Here is a 21,130-nt window from a genome sequence, read left to right on the forward strand (position 1 = left end):
GAAAACGACTCGCCAACACCTTCACCACCGACCGGCCGGCCACCTGAGTGAGGCGGCCCCTGGACCAAAAGCCAGGAGCCGCTCACCACTGCCTCTTGACAGCCGGACCTACATATCAGCGTTGCCTGTGACCCAAACGGCCTCCCGCCGTTTCCTTCGTTGATAGGCAACGCCATGATCCTCCCCTCCGCCCCTGCGGACGCCGCTTCCGGCGCCCCGGCGCCCGCAGCCCCGGCCCGGACGAAGAAGCCGCTCTACACGTCCCTGTTCTTCCAGATCCTCATCGCCGTGTGTTTGGGAATCGGGATAGGACACTTCTGGCCGGATATCGGTTCCGGCCTGCGGCCGCTGGGCGACGGTTTCATCCAGCTCATCAAGATGATCATCGCGCCGCTGATTTTCCTGGTCATCGTCACAGGCATCTCGGCGGTGGGCGACGTCAAGGCGGTCGGCAGGGTCGGGGTCAAGGCACTCGTCTACTTCACGGCAGCAACACTGTTCGCCCTGGTGTTCGGCCTGATCGTCGGCAACATCGTCCAGCCGGGCGCCGGGCTCAACATCGACCCGGGCACGCTGTCCCAGGATGCGGTCAACGCCAAGACAGGAACTGCGCCGCCCAAAGACGCCGGCCAGTTCCTGCTGGGCGTCATCCCGACCAGTGTCGTGGGAGCCTTCGCCAGCAACAGCCTGCTGCAGGTGCTCTGCTTCTCGGTGTTCTTCGGAGCCGCGATCGTGGTGGTGGGCCGTGAACGGTGCATGCCCGTGATCAGCCTGCTGGAGACGGTCCTTGAGCTCTTCTTCAAGATCATGGCCTGGGTCATGCGGGTTGCTCCCATCGGCGCCTTTGGCGCCATGGCGTTCATCATCGGCCAGTACGGCCTGGGGTCGCTGAGCACCTACGCACTCCTGATCGCCGCCTGCTACGGCGCCGCCATCGTCTTCATCGGACTGCTGTTCGTGGTGGCCTGGGTCTATCCGCGCGTTCCCCTCTGGCAGTTCATCAAGTACTCCCGGGAGGAATTCCTCCTGGCCCTGGGCACGGCCTCCACCGAATCGGTCCTGCCCCGTATCATGACCAAGCTGACCAACGCCGGCTGCTCCCGCGCCACCACCGGACTGGTGGTTCCCACCGGCTACTCGTTCAACCTCGACGGCGCCGCGCTCTACCTTTCCATCTCCCTGCTCTTCCTGGCGCAGGCGTTCGGGCACCACCTGGACCTCGGCCAGCAGCTCGCCGCCCTGGGCATCCTGATGCTCACCTCCAAAGGCATGGCCGGTGTCCCCGGCTCCGCCTTCCTTGCGCTCTCCGCCACCGCCGGTGCCCTGGGGATCTTCCCGGTGGCCGGCGTTGCGCTGCTGCTCGGCGCGGACCGGCTCATGGATTCCATGCGTGTTTCCGTCAACCTCCTGGGCAACTGTGTGGCCACATTCGTGGTGGCCAAATGGGAAGGCCAGTTCGACCGCGAAGCCATGCTCCGCGCCTTCCGTGGCGAGCTGCCCGAGGGGGAACCTGCCGGAGGTGCAGCACCTGAAAGCACGACGGCGGCCATTCCGGCGGCGGGCATGGAACCAGGCAGCGGAGCACCTTCCCTTCCCGCCACTGCCGGGGTCCGCTAGGAGCCGGTGTTCAACCGGCGGCGAAGGAAGACCAAGACGGTTGCTGCTGTTGCGAGGCAGAGGGCGGCGTTGATTCCGATTGCAGGCAGCACTGCACCCAGTACCTGCTCCGGTCCGGCGTCACCGGACTGGAGCAGGGATGCGGCGATGATGGTGCTCATCACCGGAATTCCCATGGTGATTCCGATCTGCTGGCTCATGGTGGTCAGCCCGGTGGCGAGGCCCTGTTCGGTGTCGTGGAGCCCCGTGGTGGCAGTGACCATGAACCCGACGATGGCTGCGAGGTTCGCGACGCCACCGATGAACGTGGCGATCAGCACGATGCTCAGTGAGGCCTGGTCTGTGTTGATAAAGAGCAGGGACCCAGTGGCGGCGGCCTGGACTGTGAGGCCGGTGATGATGGTGTTCTTGGTGCCGATTCTGCCGATCAGTTTCGGAGCGACGATCCCGCCGGCGACGGTGCCGGCGCCGAGAACCGCGAAGGCAAGTCCGGCCTCGAGCGGTGTGTAGCCGAGGACCTGCTGGAGGTAGAGGGTCAGCACGAACACGAGGGACGTTTCGGTGGCGAACGCCAGGATCCCGGCGATGTTGCCCCAGGCGATGTTGTTCCGCCGAAGGATGGTCACAGGCACGAGCGCGTGTACGGTGTTTTTCTCGATAAAGAAGAACACAACGAAAAGGAGCAAGCCCGCTGCCAGCGGTGCCCAGGCGAGCGGCTCGGCCCAGCCCTTTTCACCGGCGGTGGTGAGGCCAAAGACCAGCAAAAGCAGGGCGAGAGTGACGGTGAAGGCGCCCGGGAGATCGAGCTTGGTTTTGTTTCCACGGGCGGATTCGGTGAGGAGCTTCGGAGCGAGGAGCAGGACGAAGACGGCGATGGGAATGTTGATGAAGAACGCCCACCGCCAGGACAGCAGATCGGTCAGGAGCCCGCCCAGGACCGCGCCGGCTGTGAACCCTGCGGCCATCAGCGACCCGTTCAGGCCCAGTGCTTTGTCCCGCAGCGGCCCCTCCGGGAAGGACGTGGTGAGCAGCGACAGCGCAGCCGGGGTGACGGCCGCGGTGGCGAGGCCCTGGGCGGCGCGGGCGGCGAGCAGCAGCCCTGGGTCGGTGGCGAGCCCGCCTGCCAGTGAGCCGATCCCGAGCAGTGCCATGCCGGCGATGAAGAGCCGCTTGCGGCCGAACAGGTCAGCGACCCGGCCGAAGAACAAGGTAAACCCTGCCGCGCACAGCGCGAAGGACGTCGCGATCCACTGCAGGTGCTCCAGGGAGAACCCCACGTCGGCGCCGATCCGCGGCAGCGCGACGTTCAGGATGGAGAAGTCCACCGCGAGGGTGAAGCTGGCCGTCAACAGCAGCACCATGGTCAGCCGCTGCCGTCCGGTCATCCGGAGGGAACCGTGCTGAACTGCCGGTGTGGCCGGTTCTGGTGGTGCGGGTTGCGGGAGGGGCGTGGTGTGCTGTGTTGTCATCGCGGAAGGATCCAATCACTGAACTGCATGGGAAGGTTTTCCACTCCACCCTGCCGACGCCGGACAGGAACAGCCACGCCGTGTTGGGGGTAGCACTGGCAGTGCTACCCACCTTCGGGAATGTTCGTGAATACTCACAGGTATGAATCAACCAGGAGCCATGGGCGACTTCCTCCGCAAACGACGGAACGCGCTGACCCCGGCCGACGTCGGGCTGATGGACTACGGGACCCGCCGCGTGCCCGGGCTGCGGCGGGAAGAGGTTGCCATGCTGGCCGGTATGAGCGTGACCTACTACGCCAGGCTCGAACAGGGCCAGCACATCAACGCCTCAGACTCCGTCATTGACTCCCTCGCCCGGGCGCTGGCCCTGACCGAGGTCGAAAGAAAACACCTCGCCGACCTCTCCGGAAACAAACCCCGTAACCCCAAAGCCTCCCGGAACCGGCCCGACCATGCGCGGCCAGGAACGAAGCGCCTGGTCGAGTCCATGCGGGTTCCGTCTGTTGTGTTGGGCAAACGCACCGAAGTCCTCGCCTGGAACCAGGCCGGCCACCGGCTGGTTGCCTCCCACCTGGCCTTTGACGCCCCCGACACACCGGCCGAACGGCCGAACCTGACCCGGATGCTCTTCCTGGATGATGCAACCCGCAGCCTCTATCCGCAGTGGCGGGCAGAGGCCGGCCGCGCCGTCGCCTCCCTGCGGCTGCTCTCCGGACGGTTCGCTGACGACACCGGGCTCGCCGCACTCGTTGGCGAACTGACCCTCAAAAGTCCGGATTTCGCGACAATGTGGGCCGAACACCCCGTGGAGAACTGCATGTCAGGGAACAAGACATTGAACCACCCGCAGCTCGGCGCCCTGGAGCTGGGGTTCGAGGTCCTGACAATGCCGGACGATTCCGGCCACCGCATCCTCACATACACCGCAGACCCAGGCTCGGGCGCTGCGGCAGCACTCGGCCGGCTGCAGCGCCCCTCCCTGTCCCTTGCCCGGGAAGGAGACGAACTTGGCCAGGCAGTCTGAGCCTGCGCAGATCAGTCACTACTTCAGTCCCGTACTCCACCAATCCACGGCCCCGTTCGCGCACTTCGTGCAGCACGGAGACACCCGGTACTGACGACGAGGTCTAACGACTGCTCCGGTAACGCCCTTTTGAGGGCTGAAAACGGCGTTAGTGGAGCAATCGATGGTTTCGCTAGGCTGGAGTGCCCCAACAGCCACACTCAGGAGCCCTTTCATGATTACCCGCGCCGACGTCGACCAGGCCGCTGCCCGGATCAAAGGCCTCACCCGGCTGACGCCGGTCCTCGAAGCGGACCCGGGAACTTTCGCAGGGCCGGTCTGGTTCAAATGCGAGTTCATGCAGCACACCGGAACCTTCAAGGCCCGCGGCGCCCTCAACCGGATCCTCGCCAGCAAGGAACGCGGCGAGCTGCGTCCCGAGGTGGGCGTGGTGGTGGCTTCCGGTGGAAACGCCGGGCTGGCCAACGCCTATGCCGCCGCCCAGCTGGGTGTTCCGGCAACTGTGTTTGTGCCGGAGTCTGCGCCCGCCTTCAAGGTCCGGAAGCTCGAAGCCATCGGTGCCACGGTTGTCCAGGGCGGTGCCGAATACGCCGTGGCCTACGAGGCCGCCATTGCCCATGCCGAGCAAACCGGCGCCGTGTACTGCCACGCCTACGACCAGCCCGAGATCGCGGCAGGCGCCGGCACCGTGGGATCCGAACTGCTGGACCAGCTGGGCGGCGTGGACACCGTGCTGGTGGCGGTGGGCGGCGGCGGGCTGATGGCCGGAATCGCCGCGGCCGTGGAAGGCCGCGCCAAGGTGCTGGCCGTCGAACCGGAAACCGCACCCACGCTGCACGCCGCGCTCGCGGCGGGGCATCCCGTTGATGTGGCGGTGTCCGGCGTCGCCGCCGATTCCCTCGGAGCCCGCAGCATCGGCGGGATCGGCTTCGCGGTGGCGGTCAGGACCGGCGTCGAAAGTGTCCTGGTGTCCGACGCCGACATCGTCGCCGCGCGCCGCCGGCTCTGGGATGAGTACCGCCTGGTGGTGGAACACGGTGCCGCCGCGGCATTTGCCGCCCTGCACGCCGGCGCCTACGTGCCGGCGGCAGGGGAGCGCGTCGCGGTCATCCTCTGCGGCGCCAACACCGATCCGGCCACGCTCTAGGCGGCCCTCATAAAGTGGCCTGGCGGCGGGCCTAGTGGCTTGGCTCGAGCGCGAGCCTGAGACCGAAGCCCACCAGGACCGTGCCCGTGATGCGGTCGATGATCTTCACGCTGCCGGCCCCCTTGAGCCATCTGGAGGCCAGTCCCACACCGTAGATCAGGAACGTTGACCAGGCCAGGCCGAGCACGCAGTGGACTCCGGCCAGCAAAACTCCCATGAGCAGCGGTGGGGTACCGGCCGGGATGAATTGCGGGATCGTGGCAATGTAGAAGACCCCCACTTTGGGGTTGAGCAGGTTGCTCCCGGTTCCCGTGAGCCAGCCCCGGAACAGCTGGCGGCCCGGGAGCGCCGGTCCGGGTACGTCGGCCAAGCCCGCCGCAGGAGCCGTGGCGCGGCTCTTCCACAACAGGGACGCGCCGAGCCAGATCATGTACCCAGCGCCCGCAAGGGTGAGCGCGCGGTAGGCGAGTTCCGACGCCGCCAGGAGCGCCGAGACGCCCACGGCTGCGGCGATTCCCCACACCATGGTGCCCGTGTTGATCCCCAGCGCGGTGGCAAACGCGAAACTCCGCGACCTGGAGATGGAGGACCGGAGCACCAGCGCGGTGTCGATGCCCGGGACCAGGGTCAGCAGACCGGCGACGACGGCGAACGAGAGGAGAGCCTGAAGGAGATCCACCGTGCAAGGATAAGCCGCGGCCCGCCGGTTTGGTCAGTCCACCCGCAGCCCGCTCACCGTCAGCGGACCGGCCAGGACGATCCGCACGGCCTCCAGGCCGCTGCCGCCAGCCATGCCACTGCCGGCCAGCTCGAGCAGCAGTTCGCCGTCGAACCGGGGGTCAACGGCAGCCTCTGCGGCATCAGTCCACGTGCCGCCGCGTCCCGGCAACTGGACTGCCACCCTGCCGGCGCCGGCGCCTGCCGTGAGCCGGAGCGCCACGCGCCCAGGCCTGCCGCCCTCCCAGCCGCGGTAGACCGCCGTCGCGCTTTCCTGCGCTGAAAAGGGCGCGACGGCGGTACCCGCCAACGGCGTTTCCGGCACCAGCGCGAGGTTAGTGCATTCGTCGAACAGCTCGGCGCGGATCCAGGCGCCGCGGGGGTGCGGGCCGCTGCCCCCGCCGGCCACCTCCAAATCGACGCCCAACGGCAGGCTGTTGGCCGAGGGACCCGCCATCAGCTCGTACGTTCCCGGCTCCACCAGCATCCGTCCGGCCGTGACACTGAACGTGGCCAGCCGGTCCAGCGGCACCGGAATGCGTACGGTCCTGCGCTCGCCGGGTTCCAGCTCCACCCGGCGGTGCGCCACCAGGAGCCGCCGCGGGAACTCGAAACGGTGGCCGGGGGATGCCGCGTAGACCTGGACGAGTTCGTACGCGGTCCTGGTGCCGGTGTTGCGCACCACCACCTCGATCCCGATCTCCGCTGTCCCTTCACCCGCCAGCGTCACGGATTCGTAGCCGACCGTGCTGTACCCGAGGCCGTGCCCGAGTGCGTACAGCGGCTCCGCCTGGCTGTACAGGTACGTGCCCTGCGAGGAGATGAGGTCGTAGTCCAGGATGTCGGGAAGGTCGGCGTCCCGCTGCCACCAGGTCTGGGCCAGCCGTCCGGTGGGTTCGAAATCGCCGCTGAGGATGTCCGCCAGGCCGCTCCCCAGCTCCTGGCCGGCGTGAGAAGTCCACACAATGGCGGGAGTGTCCGCCAGCGGTCCCAGGGCGTAAGGGTAGGAGGAAGCGATCACCAGGACGGTCCGCGGGTTCGCTTCCCGGACCAGGCGGATGAGTTCCTGCTCGGGCTCGGGGAGGGCCAGGGTGGAACGGTCGATGGTTTCCCTGCCGCCCAGGTGCGGATCATTGCCCACCACCACGACGGCGACATCGGCCGCGGCGGCAGCGTCCCGGGCGGCCTGCTGGCCGGACCGGACGGTCCGCAGCGCGAAGCGGTCAGCCGTTTCTTCGGTTGCCGCGGACAGCGCGGCGCTTCCGGTGTGCGCCTCAATCCGGACCCACTTCCCGGTACCGATGTGCTGGAGGGACACGGTCCCGTCCACTGCGGGGTGCAGGCGGAATGTTTCCTGCACCACCCAGCCGCCCACCCTGTCCGCCGATGCGGCCAGGTAGTAGCCATCGGCGGCCACAAACCTGCCAGTGCGGGGGGACTGCAGGGTGCATTCGCCGCCGCCCCAGTCCTTGAGGAGGAACGTCTCTGCCGGCCCGGGCACGGCAGCGCCGGCGGTGAGGGCCGTTCCAGGGTCCCCGGCGCCGAGGTACGTGCCGGTCCGGACGCACCGGAGTGAGACCACGTCCACGCCGGCTTCCGCCACTACGTCGCCGTACCGCGCCGAAAGGCCTTCGAAAATGCTGACCTCGTCCTGCAGGGTGCCGCTGTACCAGTCGCTCAGGACCGTGGAGCCGAGGGCGCCGATCACCGCCACCTTTCCGGGCGCCGAACCCAGCGGAAGCAGCGGACTGTCTGTGCCGGCCGCCGGTCCGTTCCGAAGCAGCACCACCGACTTCCGGGCCGCTTCCCGGGCCAGCGCCACATGGGCCGGATCGCCCACGAGTCCAGGCCCGAGCGAGCCGTACGGGCCGCCGTCGGGCTCGAATTCGCCGGTCCGCTCCCGCAGCGTGAGCAGCCGGAGCACGGCGCGGTCGATGCCCGCGTCGGTGATCAGCCCGCGGTCCAGGGCCTCGTGCAGGTGCCTGAGCGACGGCTCGGGGTTGTCGCTGTCCTCGGTGAAACTGTCCACGCCGGCGCGGAGGGCAGCCGCATAGGCGGACGCGCCGTCGTCGAAATACTTCTCCGCGGTGTACAGCGAGGACGGCGCGCCGGCATCGGTGACGATGGCGATGTCCTCCCCGTTCCGCCACTGCCGCAGCTCGCGGGCTACGAGGTCCGAGACGTGGGCCGGCCGGCCGTTGACCAGGTTGTAGGAAAGCATCACAGCGCCGGCAACGCCGTCCTCGATGGGTCCGCGGTAGGCCGGAAGCTCGTATTCGTGGAGCACGCGGGCCCGCAGCTGGCTGTTGGAAACGTTCCGGTCAGCCTCGTTGTTGTAGGCCAGGAAGTGCTTCAGCGTGGGCACCGTCAGCCAGAACCGTTCATCCTCGCCCTTCAGCCCCGCACAGTAGGCCCCGGCCAGGGCAGCTGTGAGGTGCGGATCCTCCGAGAATCCCTCCTCGTTGCGCCCCCACAGCGGGTGCCGCAGCGGGTTCACCACAGGAGCCCAGACATTGGTGCTCACGCTGGCGTCATCCGCCTTCTTGCCCCGGACTTCACGCCCGACGGCGGTCCCCACCCGGCGGATCAGGTCCGCATCCCAGCTGGCGGCCAGGCCCACGGGCTGCGGAAATACTGTGGCCGGCCCCAGCCACGCCACACCGTGGGCCGCCTCCGCTCCGGTGTGGAACCGGGCGAGGCCCAGGGATTCGACGGCGGGCGCGTGCTGGTGGAGCATGGCGATCTTCTGGTCGCGGGAGAGGCAGTCCAGGAGGCCTTGCGCCTTTGACGTGGTGGCGGTGGCTGGGGAGGTAGGGGGCACGGCGGGTCCAATCGGCTGTGATGGTACGGCGGGATTGTTTAAGCGCTTCTACAAATGCATCGAAGTCCAGTGTGGCACCGCTCTTTGTGACACGCAACACGTTTGAGTCTTGCGGGTCAAATGGCGATGCTCTACCCTGATCTTAATCGAAGCGGTTCGACAAACCTTCGAAACCACTGATGCAAGATCCACCACAAAGGAGTGCTGATTATGCTTGGTCACCATGCGGACCCGTCACGCGGCCGCCGTCCCCACAAAACAGGTTCCACCCTGCTCGCCGAGGCCGGGTCCACCGGTGTCAACCGACGTTCGTTCCTGGGAATCCTCAGCGGCGCCGTGTTCCTTGCTGCTGCGCCCGCCGCGCTGACGGCTTGCGGAACCGGAGCGTCTGCGCCGCAGGCCACCACCTCCGGGGGTCTTGCCGAAACCGTGGCCAAACTGGTCCCGTCCTACATCCCGGTGGACCTGGTCAAGCCGGACATCCCCTCGGTCAACGGTTCGACGCCAGGCTTCACTTCCATCCCGAAGTCCCTGGTCAAATCAGTGGCCAGCACGCCCGGCTCAGGCGGGACCTACACCGCCATGACCCCGGCGTGGTGGGCGGTCCCGCCCGCCTTGCCGGATAACAGCTACTACAAGGCCGTCAATGAAAAGCTGGGCGCCACCATCAATTTCCAGGTCAACGACGGCAACGCCTACGCGGACAAGGTCCAGACGGTCCTTGCTTCGCCGAAGGACGTACCGGACTGGACGGTGATCCCCGCCTGGAACATGCCGCCACGCTTCGGCCAGGCCGCCACCAGCATCTTCACCGACCTCTCACCGTTCCTGGCCGGCGACAAGGTCAAGAAGTACCCCAACCTGGCCAACATCCCCACGGCGGCCTGGAAGATGGGCTGTTTCGAGGGCGGACTGTATGGACTGCCCTACCCGGGAGCCCTGATCTCCGACGCCATCTTCTATCGTGCGGACCTCTTCGAGGAACTCGGCGTCGAACCGCCCACGTCCGCTGACGAATACCGGAGCGTGGCGAAGGAACTCACGGACGCTTCCAAGAACCGCTGGGGTTCCGAGGACGTCTGGACGGGTGCGCAGCTCATGCACGGGGTGGTCCCCAAGTGGAAGAAGGTGGACGGCAAGCTCCAGAACAAGTTCGAAACCGACGAGTACCGCGCCGCCCTGGAATGGACCGCCAAGCTGTTCGCCGACGGCTCCGTCCACCCGGACGCAGTTGCGGGAAACTCGCAGCAGGCCAAGCAGCGCTTCGAATCCGGCGCCACGCTGATGACCTCGGACGGCATGGGCGGCTGGCACGAGGCACTGGCACGCGTCCTGCCGTCCAACCCCAAGTTCAACATGCAGCCCATGGACTACTTCGCCCCGGACGGCGGCAAACCCACCCTGTTCCGGGCCCAGCCTGCGGCGATCTTCAGCTTCATCAAGAAGACGGACCCGGCCAAGGTGGAGGAGATGCTCGCTTTGGCGAACTTCATGGCCGCCCCCTTCGGCACCGAGGAGAACGTCCTGGTCAACAGCGGCGTTGAAGGCGTGCACTACACCCGCGACTCGCAAGGTATCCCGCAGGCCACAGCCAAGGGGACCCAGGAAGTCACCAGCACCTACGCGTTCCTCGTCAATGCGCCGATCGTGAACTCCATGGTCCAGTACCCCGGCCTGGTCCAGTCCCAGTCCGAATGGGAAGCCCGCCAGGCACCGAATGTCCAGGAGGACATCTTCTTCGGCATGCAGATCCAGGAGCCTGCCAAGTTCGGCTCCCTCGGCAAGCCGTTCGAGGACCTGGCCAAGGACATCATCCGCGGACGCAAGGGCATGTCCGACCTGGACAGCGCCATCGCCACCTGGAAGACCAAGGGCGGCGACGAACTCCGCGAGTTCTACGCCGGATTCCTGGCCTAGGGACGGCGGGGAACATGACCACCGGAACCGAGCGCAGGGCCTCCGCCCCGGCGGCCTCGAATCCCGACGCCGGGACCTCATCCCGGAGCGCGACGCCGGCAACGCGTCCGGCGTCGAAAAATCACCAGGCGTCCGGCAGCGTCCGCCCGCGGGCCAGCCTGAAGGTACGGTTCAACCGCGACCGTTCGCTGGTGTTCATGGCCCTGCCGGCCGTGATCCTGCTGGGCATTTTCGCCTACCTGCCCATGCTGGGCAACGTGGTGGCCTTCCAGGATTACTCGCCGTACGTGGGCATCCCGGACAGCCCCTGGGTGGGCATGGAGAACTTCAGCAGGGTGATCGCCGATCCGGAGTTCTGGCTCGCGGTCAAGAACACGCTGGTGATCACCGCGTTCCAGCTGGTGTTCTTCTTCCCCATTCCCATCGCCCTGGCCATGCTGCTGAACTCGCTGGTCAACCCCCGGCTGCGGGCGGGAATCCAGGCCGTGGTGTACCTGCCGCACTTCTTTTCCTGGGTGCTGGTGGTCTCCGTCTTCCAACAGATCTTCGGCGGCGCCGGCCTGCTCAACCAGTCGCTGCGCGCCAACGGCTGGCAGGCGGTGGACGTGATGACCAATCCGGACACGTTCCTGTTACTCATCACGTCCCAGGCCATCTGGAAGGACGCCGGCTGGGGCATCATCGTTTTCCTCGCGGCCCTCAGTGCGATCGACCCCGCCCAGTATGAGGCGGCGGCGGTGGACGGCGCCGGCCGCTGGAAGCGGATGTGGCATGTGACCCTCCCCGGGCTGCGCAGCGTCATTGTGCTGCTGCTGATCCTGCGGCTTGGCGACTCGCTGACCGTGGGTTTCGAGCAGATGATCCTGCAGCGTGACGCCGTGGGTGCGGACGCCTCCGAGGTCCTGGACACGTTTGTCTACTACACGGGCGTGCAGAACGGCGACTGGAGCTACGCGGCTGCGGCCGGACTGATCAAGGGCCTGGTCAGCCTGGCGCTGATCCTGGCCGCGAACAAGGTGGCCCACATATTCGGCGAAAGCGGAGTGTATTCCAAATGAGCGCAACAACAACCAATCCGCGGCTCCGGCCGGAACGGCCGGCCTGGGACGAAGAACCCGGGCGCATGGCGAAGACGGTCAAGGCAGTGGTGCTCGCCGCCGTCGTCCTTGCCGTCCTGGGGCCGCTCTACACAATCGTGCTCACCAGCATCTCCTCGCAGGCCACCATCACCCGCGCCGGCGGCCTGGTGCTGGTTCCCGGGGAGATCACGCTGGCCGCGTACCAGCAGATCCTCAGCGGCGGGGTGGTCACCCGGGCCGTCCTGGTATCCGTGGGTGTGACCGCCACCGGCACCCTGCTGAGCATGGTGGTGTCCGTGCTCTGCGCGTACGGGCTGTCCCGGCCGGGCTCATTCGCCCACACCCCCATCCTCTTCACCCTGCTGATCACCATGTTCTTCAGCGCCGGCATCATCCCGGCCTACCTGCTGGTGTCCAGCCTGGGCCTGATCAACACCTACTGGGCGCTGATTTTGCCCAGCTGTATCTCGGTGTTCAACATCATCATCCTGCGCGGATTCTTTATGGGCATTGACCGGGGCATCCTGGACAGTGCCCGGATCGACGGGGCCAGCGAATGGCGCACGCTGACCCAGATCGTGCTGCCCATGTCCAAGGCCGTGACAGCCGTGATCGCCCTGTTCTACGGCGTGGGCTACTGGAACGCGTTCTTCAACGCCGTCCTCTACATCAACGACAGCGCCATGAACCCGCTTCAGGTGGTGCTGCGGTCCTACGTGCTGCAGGGCGTGACGGTGCCCGGCCAGATCAACGTCGGCGACGGCGCCGCGGCGTCTCCCGCACTGCAGATGGCCGTGATCGTCCTGGCCATGGTGCCCATCCTGCTGGTGTATCCGTTTGTGCAGAAGCACTTCACCAAGGGCGTGATGATCGGCGCGGTGAAGGGATGATCGGCGTGCCGGTACCGCTTGGCGTGCCGTCAGCCCTTGGCGGCGGGAGGTCCGACGGCGGCCCGGGCAGGGGCGGTGGTCTCGCCGTCCGTCAGGGTGGGCGCAATGAGCCGCAGCTCGGCCGGCTTGTCCAGACTGAGCCGGTCCATCACCATCTCCACGGCCGCCCGGCCGATGTCCATGGCGGGAATGGAGACGGCGGTCCACGGGTGGGCGGCGGCCATGGCAACGTCCGCCGGCGCAATCACGGCCACCGAGATGTCCTCCGGGATGGCCAGGCCGCGGACGGCCAGGTTCTCCCGCAGCATCGGCAGCAGGCCCTCGTTGTGGACCAGCAGCGCCGTGATGGGTTCCGGCCCGTCGAAGACCCTGGCCAGGGCCTTCGCCAGGTCAGGGGAGTTCGCCTCACAGGACACGGACACCTGGGCGATGTCGTCCGCGGCGCAGGCATCCTGGAATCCTTTCAGGGCCCTGTCCGCGTAGGTGGCGTGCCGGCGCAGCGACGCGGGCGGGGAGCCGATGAACGCGATGCCGCGATGGCCCAGTCCGGCCAGGTGCCGGACGGCGGTCCGGGATGCGGCGGCGAAGTCGAAGTCCACGCAGCTCAGGCCGCGCGGATCATCCGGCATGCCGATCAGCACCGCCGGTTTCTGCAGCTTGGCCAGCACGGGGATACGGGGATCTCGGGCCTCGATGTCCATCATGAGGAGCCCGTCCACCATGGACTGGGACGTCACACGTTCGATGCTTCCGGAATCGTCCTGGGTCAGCAGCAGGACATCCTGGTTGAACGTCCGGGCAGTGGTGACCACGGCCGTGACGAACTGCATCACGACGCCGACGTTCACGTCCGCGCGCAGGGGCACCACCAGCCCCAGCACGTTGGACCGGCTCGAGGCCAGCGCTCGGGCGCTGGAACGCGGGCTGTAGTTCAGCCGCCGCATGGCCGCTTCGACAATTTCGCGGGTTTCCTTCGATATGGTCCGCTTCCCGCTCATCACGTAGGACACGGTGCTGGTGGAAACTCCGGCCTCGCGGGCCACGTCATTGATGGTCGCCGATGTTGAAGGCCTTCGATTGTCCATACCTTCCATTTAACCAAGGATTTCCATGTATCCCAGCAGCCACAGCCTGACCAGCCTGACGGATGGTTCCGGACTGCTTTTCGGCGCCGACTACAACCCCGAGCAGTGGCCTGCCGAAAGCTGGCCGGAGGACATCCGGCTTATGCAGGAAGCCGGCATCAACCTGGTCACCGTGGGCGTCTTCAGCTGGGCCCTGCTGGAGCCCCGGGAAGGTGCCCGGAACTTCGGCTGGCTGGACCAGGTCCTGGACCTCCTGCACCACGGCGGGATCCGGGTCTGCCTGGCCACGCCCACCGCGTCGCCGCCGGCCTGGCTGGGGCACGAATACCCCGAAACGCTGCCCGTGGACGCGGACGGCCGCACGCTCTGGTACGGCTCCCGCAACCAGTTCAACCCGTCGTCGGCGAAGTACCGGCAGGCCGCCGCAGCCATCACGGAGTCGCTGGCCAGGCGGTACGCGGGCCACCCCGCCGTGGCGATGTGGCACGTGGGCAACGAGCTGGGACAGGTCAGCTACGACGACGAAACAGCGCTCGCCTTCCGCGGCTGGCTCACCCGCCGCTACACCACGCTGGACGGACTCAACCGCGCGTGGGGTACGTCTTTCTGGAGCCAGGGCTACGGCAGCTGGGCGGAGATCCTGCCGCCGCGGAAGGCGCCGTACCTGATCAACCCGAGCCAGACCCTGGACTTCCAGCGCTTCACCTCCGACCAGCTGCTCTCCCTGTACCGTGCGGAACGGGACATCATCCGCCGCCACGACACCACCAACCCGGTCACCACCAACCTGATGGGCTTCTTCCGCGGGGCCGACTACTTCGCCTTCGCCCGGGAAACGGACCTGGTGGCGAACGACTGGTACACCGACCCGGCGGACCCGGACTCGCACCGCTTCGGCTCGCTGACCCACGACCTCTGCCGCGGGCTCTCCGGCGGCACCCCGTGGCTACTCATCGAGTCCGCCACCTCGGGGGTGAACTGGCGGGAGCACAACGTGCCCAAGCAGCCCGGCGAACTCCGGATTGACGCCTTCTCCGCGATCGCCCGCGGCGCGGACGGAGTCTGCTTCTTCCAGTTCCGCCAGTCCCGTTTCGGCGCCGAACGCTTCCATTCCGCCGTGGTGCCGCTCGCCGGTGAAAACACCCGCGTGTTCCGCGAGGTGGCGGACCTGGGCAAAGACCTGCAGACGCTCCGGGAACTGGCCGGCACGCCGTGCGCAGCCACCATCGCCGTCCTCTTCGACTGGGACAGCTGGTGGGCCGCCGAATCAGCGGACACCCCCACCAACCGGCTGGCGGTCCTGGACCAGCTCCAGGCCTACTACGGGCCGCTGCGCCGAAGAGGCCTGGCCGTTGAAGTGGTCCACCCCTCCGCGGACCTGGGCAGGTTTGACCTCGTCCTGGCACCGAGCCTGTTCCTGCTGTCCAGGGAGAACGCGGACGGGCTGGGCGCGTACGTCCGCCGCGGCGGTCACCTGGTGGTGGGACCGTTCAGTGCAGTGGCGGACAGCAACGGCCACCTCGCACCCGGCCGCTTCCCCGGGGTGCTCGCGGACCTGCTGGGGGTCGACGGCGAAGAGTGGGTTCCACTCGCCTCCTCGGTGGGCGTCGTTTTCGGCGAAGCCCCGACCGGGCAGGCGCGGATCTGGGCGGAGGACCTGGCACTCAACTCCGGCACGGCGGAGGTGATGGCGCACTTCGGCGGGGGCCGGCTGGAAGGCCGTCCCGCCGTCGTACGCAACCGCACCGGTGCCGGGCACTCCTGGTATGTGGGCGCCGACCTGCCCGCGGAGGCACTGGAGCTGGTCCTGGCGGATGCGCTGGAGCGGGCGGGGATCACGTATGCCCTGGCAGCGCTGCTGCCGGACCAGGTCGAGGCGGCCAGCCGCGGCGGACACATGTTCCTGCTCAACCACTCCAGCGAACCGCAGGAGGTCCGGCCGGGCTGGGCCTCGGTGGACCTGCTCACTGGTGAAGCGCACGGTGAACGGCTGACCCTGCCACCCTTCGGGGCGCTGGTGCTCAAGGAACCGGTGCCCACAGAACTTTCCAACTTGAAGAACGACCGAAACAGAGGAACGGCATGAAATTCACGGACGGCTACTGGCTCCACAAAAAGGGCCTCTCCGCCCTTCACCCGCGGGACGTGTCCGATGTGGAATCTAACGGGGACAGGCTCACGGTCTACGCGCCCACGCAGAGGATCCGGTCCCGCGGCGACGCGCTGAACTGTCCGCAGCTGACCATCAGTTTCGAGTCGCCGCTGCCGGATGTCATCGGCGTGACCATCGAACATTTCCAGGGCGGCGTGAACAAGGGCCCGCGCTTCGGGCTGAAGGAGGGCAGCGCGGTCGTCAGCATCACGGACGACGGCGGCACGGCCTCGTTCACGTCCGGCGGTCTCACCGCGCGCATCAGCACAACGGGCGACTGGAACGTGGACTTTCTGGGGGACGGCAAGCTGTTGACCAGCTCGGTGCCGCGGAGCATCGGCGTCATCACCGACGAGGACGGCCGGCACTTTGTCCATGAACAGCTGACGCTCGGCGTGGGGACCAACGTGTACGGCTTGGGGGAGCGGTTCGGCCCGCTGGTGAAAAACGGGCAGTCCATCGACATCTGGAACGAGGACGGCGGCACCTCCAGCGACCTCGCGTACAAGAACGTGCCGTTCTTCATCACCAACGCGGGCTACGGCGTGTTCGTGAACCATCCGGAGCGGGTGTCGTATGAGATCGGCTCCGAGGCAGTGTCCCGCACGCAGTTCAGCGTGGAGGGCCAGCGGCTCCAGTACTTCGTGATCCATGGACCCACCCCCAAGGACATCCTGCGCCGCTACACCGAACTGACGGGCCGGCCGGCCCGGGTTCCGGCGTGGTCCTACGGGCTGTGGCTGTCCACGTCCTTCACCACGGACTACGACGAGAAGACCGTGATGTCCTTCATCGACGGCATGGCTGAACGGAAGCTGCCGCTGTCCGTGTTCCACTTCGACTGCCACTGGATGCGCGCCTTCCACTGGAGCGACTTCGTCTGGGATCCGGCCACGTTCCCGGACCCCGGGGGCATGCTGCGGCGCCTGCACGACCGCGGCCTGAAGGTGTGCGTCTGGATCAACCCCTACATTGCCCAGCGCTCGCACCTGTTCCGCGAAGGCGAAGAGCTGGGGTACCTGGTCAAGCGGGCGGACGGTTCGGTGTGGCAGTGGGACATGTGGCAGGCCGGGATGGGGCTGGTGGACTTCACCAACCCGGACGCCGTGACCTGGTACCAGGACAAGCTGCGCACGTTGCTGAACCAGGGCGTGGATTCCTTCAAGACAGACTTCGGCGAGCGGATCCCCACGGACGTGGCCTGGCATGACGGGTCTGATCCGCAGAAGATGCACAACTACTATTCGCAGCTCTACAACCGGACCGTGTTCGACCTGCTCACCAAGGAGCTCGGCGAGGGCCAGGCCGTGCTCTTCGCCCGCTCCGCCACCGCCGGCGGGCAGCAGCTCCCCGTACACTGGGGCGGCGACTGTGAGTCCACGTTCTCCGCGATGTCTGAGTCCCTCCGCGGCGGCCTGTCACTTGCATCCTCAGGCTTCGCCTTCTGGAGCCACGACATCGGCGGGTTCGAGGGGACGCCGGATCCGGAGCTGTTCAAGCGGTGGATCGCGTTCGGGCTGCTGTCCTCCCATTCCCGGCTGCACGGCTCCAACTCCTACCGTGTGCCGTGGCTGGTGGACGACGAATCCACCGATGTGCTCCGGCACTTCACCGGGCTGAAGATGCGGCTCATGCCGTACCTGCTGGCCTCGGCCGAGGAAGCGCACCAGACCGGTTCACCCCTGATGCGGCCCATGTTCCTTGAGTTCCCGGAGGACCCCGCCTGCGCGTATCTGGACCGGCAGTACATGCTCGGATCCGAGCTGCTGGTGGCGCCGGTGATGGGCGCGGGCGGGTCGGTGGACTTCTACCTTCCGGCCGGAACCTGGACCCATCTGGAAAGCGGCGAGCAGCTGGCCGGACCGCAGTGGCACCGCAAGGAATTTTCGGTGCTCGAAGCTGCCGTGTACGTCCGGCAGGGGGCCGTCCTGCCGATGGGAACCGTGACGGACCGGCCCGAGTACGACTGGGCCACGGACGTGGAGTTCCATGCCTACGCCGCCGGGGAAGGGCAGCGGAAGACCGTTGCAGTTCCCACGCCCGACGGCGGTTTTGCCCGGTTTGAGGTGACGGTGGCAGGCGGGCAGACGGTCGCCGTCGCGCTCTGAAACGCAGGTGCCCGGGCCGCCCATTGAGACGCGGCCCGGGCGTCTTCCTGATGGTTTCCGGTGCCTCTGTTCAGCGCACCGGGCGGTGCTTAAACTGGCAGGACCATCGTGCGGAGCCTCCCGCCAGAAGCTGCCGCCTGTTGCCCCGCGCGGACCAGTCCAACTGAGGAAGCATCATGCGCCGAACCGTACAACGCCGTACCTCCATCGCGTTTTTCGCTCTCATGGCACTGCTCGTCCCGGCCCTGCCTGCCGCCGCTGCGCCGCCGTCGGGCTTTATTGTCCTCGACGGTGCCAACTCCGCCGAGGGGATCGCCGCCGGCAGGGGCACCACTTTCTACGCCGGTGAGCTGGCCACCGGCGACATCTTCCAGGGCGACATCCGCACGGGAACCGCGGCGCGGATTATTGAGGCTCCTGCTGGCAGGATGGCCGTGGGCATGAAGTTCGATCCCGGGACCAACCTGCTGTTCGTAGCGGGCGGCGGCACCGGAAAGGCCTATGTCTACAACACCGTGACGCGCCAGCCCGTGGCCGAACGGGCGCTGGCTCCCGGCTTCATCAACGACGTCGCGCTCACCCCGGACGGGGCATGGTTCACGAACTCTGCAGCCGCGGAGCTGTACTTCGTTCCGGTGACCCAGGGTGGCGAGGTGGGGGCTGCCGTGAAGAAACCGTTGAGCGGTCCTGCGGCCGATACGGGCAGCCAATTCAACCTTAACGGCATTGCCTCCGCCAAGGGCGGCAGGGTGCTCTTTGTCGCCCACTCGGGTAATGGCGAGATCTACACGGTCAGCTCCGACACCGGCGAAAGTGCCCTGGTTGAAGGGGTGAGCGTTCCAAACGTTGACGGAATCCTGGTCCAGGGCCAGCGTCTCTGGGCAGTCCAAAACTTCTCCAACCAGATCAGCCGGATAGACCTCGCCAACAACCTCTCGTCGGGTGTCGTAGAGGATGTCATCACGAGTCCACTGTTCAACATCCCGGCCACTGCCGCCCTTTTCGGCAACACCCTCGCGGCCGTGAACGCGCAGTTCATGCAGCCGCCGACCCCATTCGAGGTGGTCCTGGTCCCCGCACGCCTGTAGGTCACCAACCCAACTGACTGGCAGCAGACGTCGTCAAAAACCGATTTCGCGACGCCTCCTGCCAGTCAGGTTCGGGTCAGATGGTGCGGGAAGCCCTGGAAAGGTTTTCCTTCAGCTCGGCTTCGTTCTGCCGGATCACGTAGGCCGGGCGGTCCCGTTCCACGCGCCAGCTCTCGTCCAGCAGCCCGATGTTGACGGTGTCGAAGCCGAACTCGTCGTACAGCCGGGCCACCAGCTCCGCGGCTTCGGGGTAGTCACTGGCCGTGGCGAGGGCACGCCGGTTTTCCGTTCCGGTCGGGGTGCCGTCGGTGGTGATTTCCCTGGCCATGATGTGGTTGAAGCCCTTGGCCACCTTGGACTCCGGCAGGTGTTCCTGCAGCAGGCCGCTGGTGGTGGTGTCGCCGTTGTCCAGGGCTGGGATGCGCCCGTCCCGTTCCCAGTAGTAGTTGTTGGTGTCGATGACGATCTTGCCGGCCAAGGGCCCCACGGGAATGTCCCGGTAGTTTTTGAGCGGCACGGTGACGACGGCGAAATCGCCTGCCGCCGCGGCCTCGGCCGGGGTGGCGGCCCGGGCTCTCGGGCCCAGTTCCGTTACCAGCTCCGTGAGGGTCTCCGGTCCGCGTGAGTTGCTGATGACCACGTCATAGCCGAGCTCCACCGCTTTCCTGGCAACCTGGCTTCCAATGTGTCCTGCACCGATGATTCCGATTGTTGTCATGTCCGGGCCAACAGCGGTGCCACCGGGGATATTTCAGGCCTTCGGCGGGAATAATCCGGCGATGTCCTGAAACGTCAGACGAGGTCCGGGGCGCTGGAAATGATGTAATCCGCAGCCGCGGGCCCGGTCATGTTCAGGTTGTTGTGTTCGGCAGCAATCCCATGGTCTTTGAGCGCCTTCCACAGGAACGCCGGTTCCTCAGGTTCAACGTGGTTGATCAGGCACCAGCTTGTGTAGAGGCCGTAGAGCTCATCGCGCCCCAGTCCCGTTCCAGAGTCCCGCTGCGGCGTCACGGATTCAGCCAGGAAACGGTCAAAATGGGTGGCAGGCACGGTTGCTCACTTTCAGCGTTTGCGCGGGCGCCGGACTGCATCAGCGCTGGAGCCCGCCGGCGGGACGGGCCGTCCTTTGACGCTAGGACAGTCCGGCCCACCCTGTCCAGTCATGGCAGCCAGAACTGTGGAATGTATGTGGACCGCAGTCAGCAGGGCACGGGCTGGAGCACGCCGGCGGCGGCCAGCCGTGCGGCGAAACCCGGCGCGGCGCCGTCGAGCTCTGACACAGCCAGCAGGCGCGCCTGTTCCGGCTCCGCGCCCATTACGGTGGGCGCGAAGCGGACATGCGTGGCAGCCTCGATGCCCACGAACTCCAGCCAGTCAGCGAAGAAGGTGCTGCTGAAGTCCCGGCCGAAGGCCGCGGTAACGCCCGGCGCGTAGACGCCGCTGGTGTGGATAGCCACGGCTTGTTTGCCGGTCATGAGTCCGCTGTAGCCGGTCTCGGGATCGAAGCCGAAGCTCCAGCCGGGCTGGGTGACGACGTCGATCCACTGCTTGAGCACGTAAGGGATGCCGGAGTTCCACATCGGGATGTTGAAGACGTACGCGTCCGCGGCTGCGAACTGGTCGAAGACCGCCCGGGCGGCCTCCCATGCCTGGATCTGCTCCGGGCTCTGGCCCTGTCCCGTGAAGATCGCCATCTTGGCGGCGGCCGCCGTGGTGCCGAACTGGGGGAGGACACCTGCCTCGAACAGATTCACGGTCTGCACGTCAACGTCGCCGCCGGGGGCGTTCCGGACTGACTCGATGAAGGTGCGGGCAAGCTCCAGGGAGCTGCTGTGGTCGCCGCGGGGGGAAGCATTGACGTGGAGGATGGAGGGCATGGGGGTCCTTTCGAAAAGTGCCGGGATGGCTTAGTCGATCCTCGCCGTAGCACAGCATTGGCGTAAGAAGGCACTTTGAAGTGCCTACGGCACCTGAATGTGCCACGCCGGAGCTGCGGCGCTAATCTGGGTGCTG

At 66.9% G+C, this 21,130-nt stretch carries 16 protein-coding genes; 9 read left to right on the plus strand and 7 right to left on the minus strand.

Translation table 11 applies throughout. The features are described from left to right. The first annotated feature begins 174 nt into the window (after positions 1–174). Positions 175–1,617, plus strand: a complete 1,443-nt coding sequence (locus ABV518_RS08875; protein WP_367766587.1) for a cation:dicarboxylase symporter family transporter — start codon at positions 175–177, stop codon at positions 1,615–1,617. Here the strand turns inward: ABV518_RS08875 and ABV518_RS08880 are convergent. Continuing rightward, positions 1,614–3,086, minus strand: a complete 1,473-nt coding sequence (locus ABV518_RS08880; protein WP_367766588.1) for an MFS transporter — start codon at positions 3,084–3,086, stop codon at positions 1,614–1,616. The two genes, ABV518_RS08875 and ABV518_RS08880, sit on opposite strands and share 4 nt — an antisense overlap. A gap of 142 nt (positions 3,087–3,228) precedes the next feature. Here ABV518_RS08880 and ABV518_RS08885 point away from each other — a divergent pair, with 142 nt between their 5' ends. After that, positions 3,229–4,113 (plus strand): helix-turn-helix transcriptional regulator, encoded by an 885-nt coding sequence (locus ABV518_RS08885; RefSeq protein ID WP_367766589.1) that lies wholly within the window; start codon positions 3,229–3,231, stop codon positions 4,111–4,113. Positions 4,114–4,327: 214 nt separating this feature from the next. Beyond that, complete coding sequence (locus tag ABV518_RS08890) at positions 4,328–5,260, plus strand: threonine/serine dehydratase (RefSeq protein WP_367766591.1); 933 nt, start codon at positions 4,328–4,330, stop codon at positions 5,258–5,260. 31 nt (positions 5,261–5,291) lie between these two features. On the opposite strand, the gene ABV518_RS08895 is transcribed toward ABV518_RS08890, so the two are convergent. Continuing rightward, positions 5,292–5,939, minus strand: coding sequence for a LysE family translocator (locus ABV518_RS08895; protein ID WP_367766592.1), 648 nt, complete (start codon positions 5,937–5,939; stop codon positions 5,292–5,294). Positions 5,940–5,972: 33 nt separating this feature from the next. Next, positions 5,973–8,798, minus strand: a complete 2,826-nt coding sequence (locus ABV518_RS08900; RefSeq protein ID WP_367766593.1) for a glycoside hydrolase family 3 C-terminal domain-containing protein — start codon at positions 8,796–8,798, stop codon at positions 5,973–5,975. 210 nt (positions 8,799–9,008) lie between these two features. Here ABV518_RS08900 and ABV518_RS08905 point away from each other — a divergent pair, with 210 nt between their 5' ends. Genes ABV518_RS08905 through ABV518_RS08915 form a run of 3 tightly spaced genes read left to right on the plus strand, consistent with a single transcriptional unit; the run spans position 9,009 to position 12,684 of the window. Continuing rightward, positions 9,009–10,715 carry an extracellular solute-binding protein gene (locus ABV518_RS08905; protein WP_367766594.1) on the plus strand — a complete coding sequence of 569 codons (1,707 nt, stop codon included), beginning with the start codon at positions 9,009–9,011 and terminating at the stop codon, positions 10,713–10,715. Positions 10,716–10,729: 14 nt separating this feature from the next. Next, on the plus strand, positions 10,730–11,773 hold the full coding sequence (locus ABV518_RS08910) for an ABC transporter permease (protein ID WP_367766595.1): 1,044 nt from the start codon (positions 10,730–10,732) through the stop codon (positions 11,771–11,773). Next, positions 11,770–12,684 (plus strand): carbohydrate ABC transporter permease, encoded by a 915-nt coding sequence (locus ABV518_RS08915; protein WP_367766596.1) that lies wholly within the window; start codon positions 11,770–11,772, stop codon positions 12,682–12,684. Before ABV518_RS08910 ends, ABV518_RS08915 begins: the two co-directional genes overlap by 4 nt. Before the next feature lie 29 nt (positions 12,685–12,713). Here the strand turns inward: ABV518_RS08915 and ABV518_RS08920 are convergent, their stop codons facing one another. Next, complete coding sequence (locus ABV518_RS08920) at positions 12,714–13,769, minus strand: LacI family DNA-binding transcriptional regulator (RefSeq protein ID WP_367766598.1); 1,056 nt, start codon at positions 13,767–13,769, stop codon at positions 12,714–12,716. Positions 13,770–13,794: 25 nt separating this feature from the next. On the opposite strand from ABV518_RS08920, the gene ABV518_RS08925 reads away from it, so the two are divergent. The 3 genes from ABV518_RS08925 (at position 13,795) to ABV518_RS08935 (ending at position 19,117) form a co-directional block, all read left to right on the plus strand. Continuing rightward, on the plus strand, positions 13,795–15,855 hold the full coding sequence (locus ABV518_RS08925) for a beta-galactosidase (protein ID WP_367766599.1): 2,061 nt from the start codon (positions 13,795–13,797) through the stop codon (positions 15,853–15,855). After that, positions 15,852–18,029 carry an alpha-xylosidase gene (yicI, locus tag ABV518_RS08930; RefSeq protein WP_367766600.1) on the plus strand — a complete coding sequence of 726 codons (2,178 nt, stop codon included), beginning with the start codon at positions 15,852–15,854 and terminating at the stop codon, positions 18,027–18,029. Before ABV518_RS08925 ends, yicI begins: the two co-directional genes overlap by 4 nt. Before the next feature lie 176 nt (positions 18,030–18,205). After that, positions 18,206–19,117 (plus strand): hypothetical protein, encoded by a 912-nt coding sequence (locus ABV518_RS08935; protein WP_367766602.1) that lies wholly within the window; start codon positions 18,206–18,208, stop codon positions 19,115–19,117. A gap of 76 nt (positions 19,118–19,193) precedes the next feature. On the opposite strand, the gene ABV518_RS08940 is transcribed toward ABV518_RS08935, so the two are convergent. The 3 genes from ABV518_RS08940 to ABV518_RS08950 form a co-directional block, all read right to left on the minus strand. Further along, entirely contained in the window at positions 19,194–19,835 is a 642-nt protein-coding gene (locus ABV518_RS08940; RefSeq protein ID WP_367766604.1) for an NADPH-dependent F420 reductase, read from the minus strand. A gap of 74 nt (positions 19,836–19,909) precedes the next feature. Beyond that, a complete protein-coding gene (locus tag ABV518_RS08945; RefSeq protein ID WP_367766605.1) occupies positions 19,910–20,167 on the minus strand; it encodes a hypothetical protein in 258 nt (85 codons plus the stop codon). Between the two features lie 149 nt (positions 20,168–20,316). Beyond that, the gene (locus ABV518_RS08950) at positions 20,317–20,994 is read right to left on the minus strand and encodes an FMN-dependent NADH-azoreductase (RefSeq protein ID WP_367766607.1); all 678 of its coding nucleotides are present in this window, start codon (positions 20,992–20,994) and stop codon (positions 20,317–20,319) included. Between the last annotated feature and the right edge of the window lie 136 nt (positions 20,995–21,130).

Source organism: Arthrobacter sp. HS15c (assembly GCF_040812005.1).
In the GTDB taxonomy this organism is placed as follows: domain Bacteria; phylum Actinomycetota; class Actinomycetes; order Actinomycetales; family Micrococcaceae; genus Arthrobacter.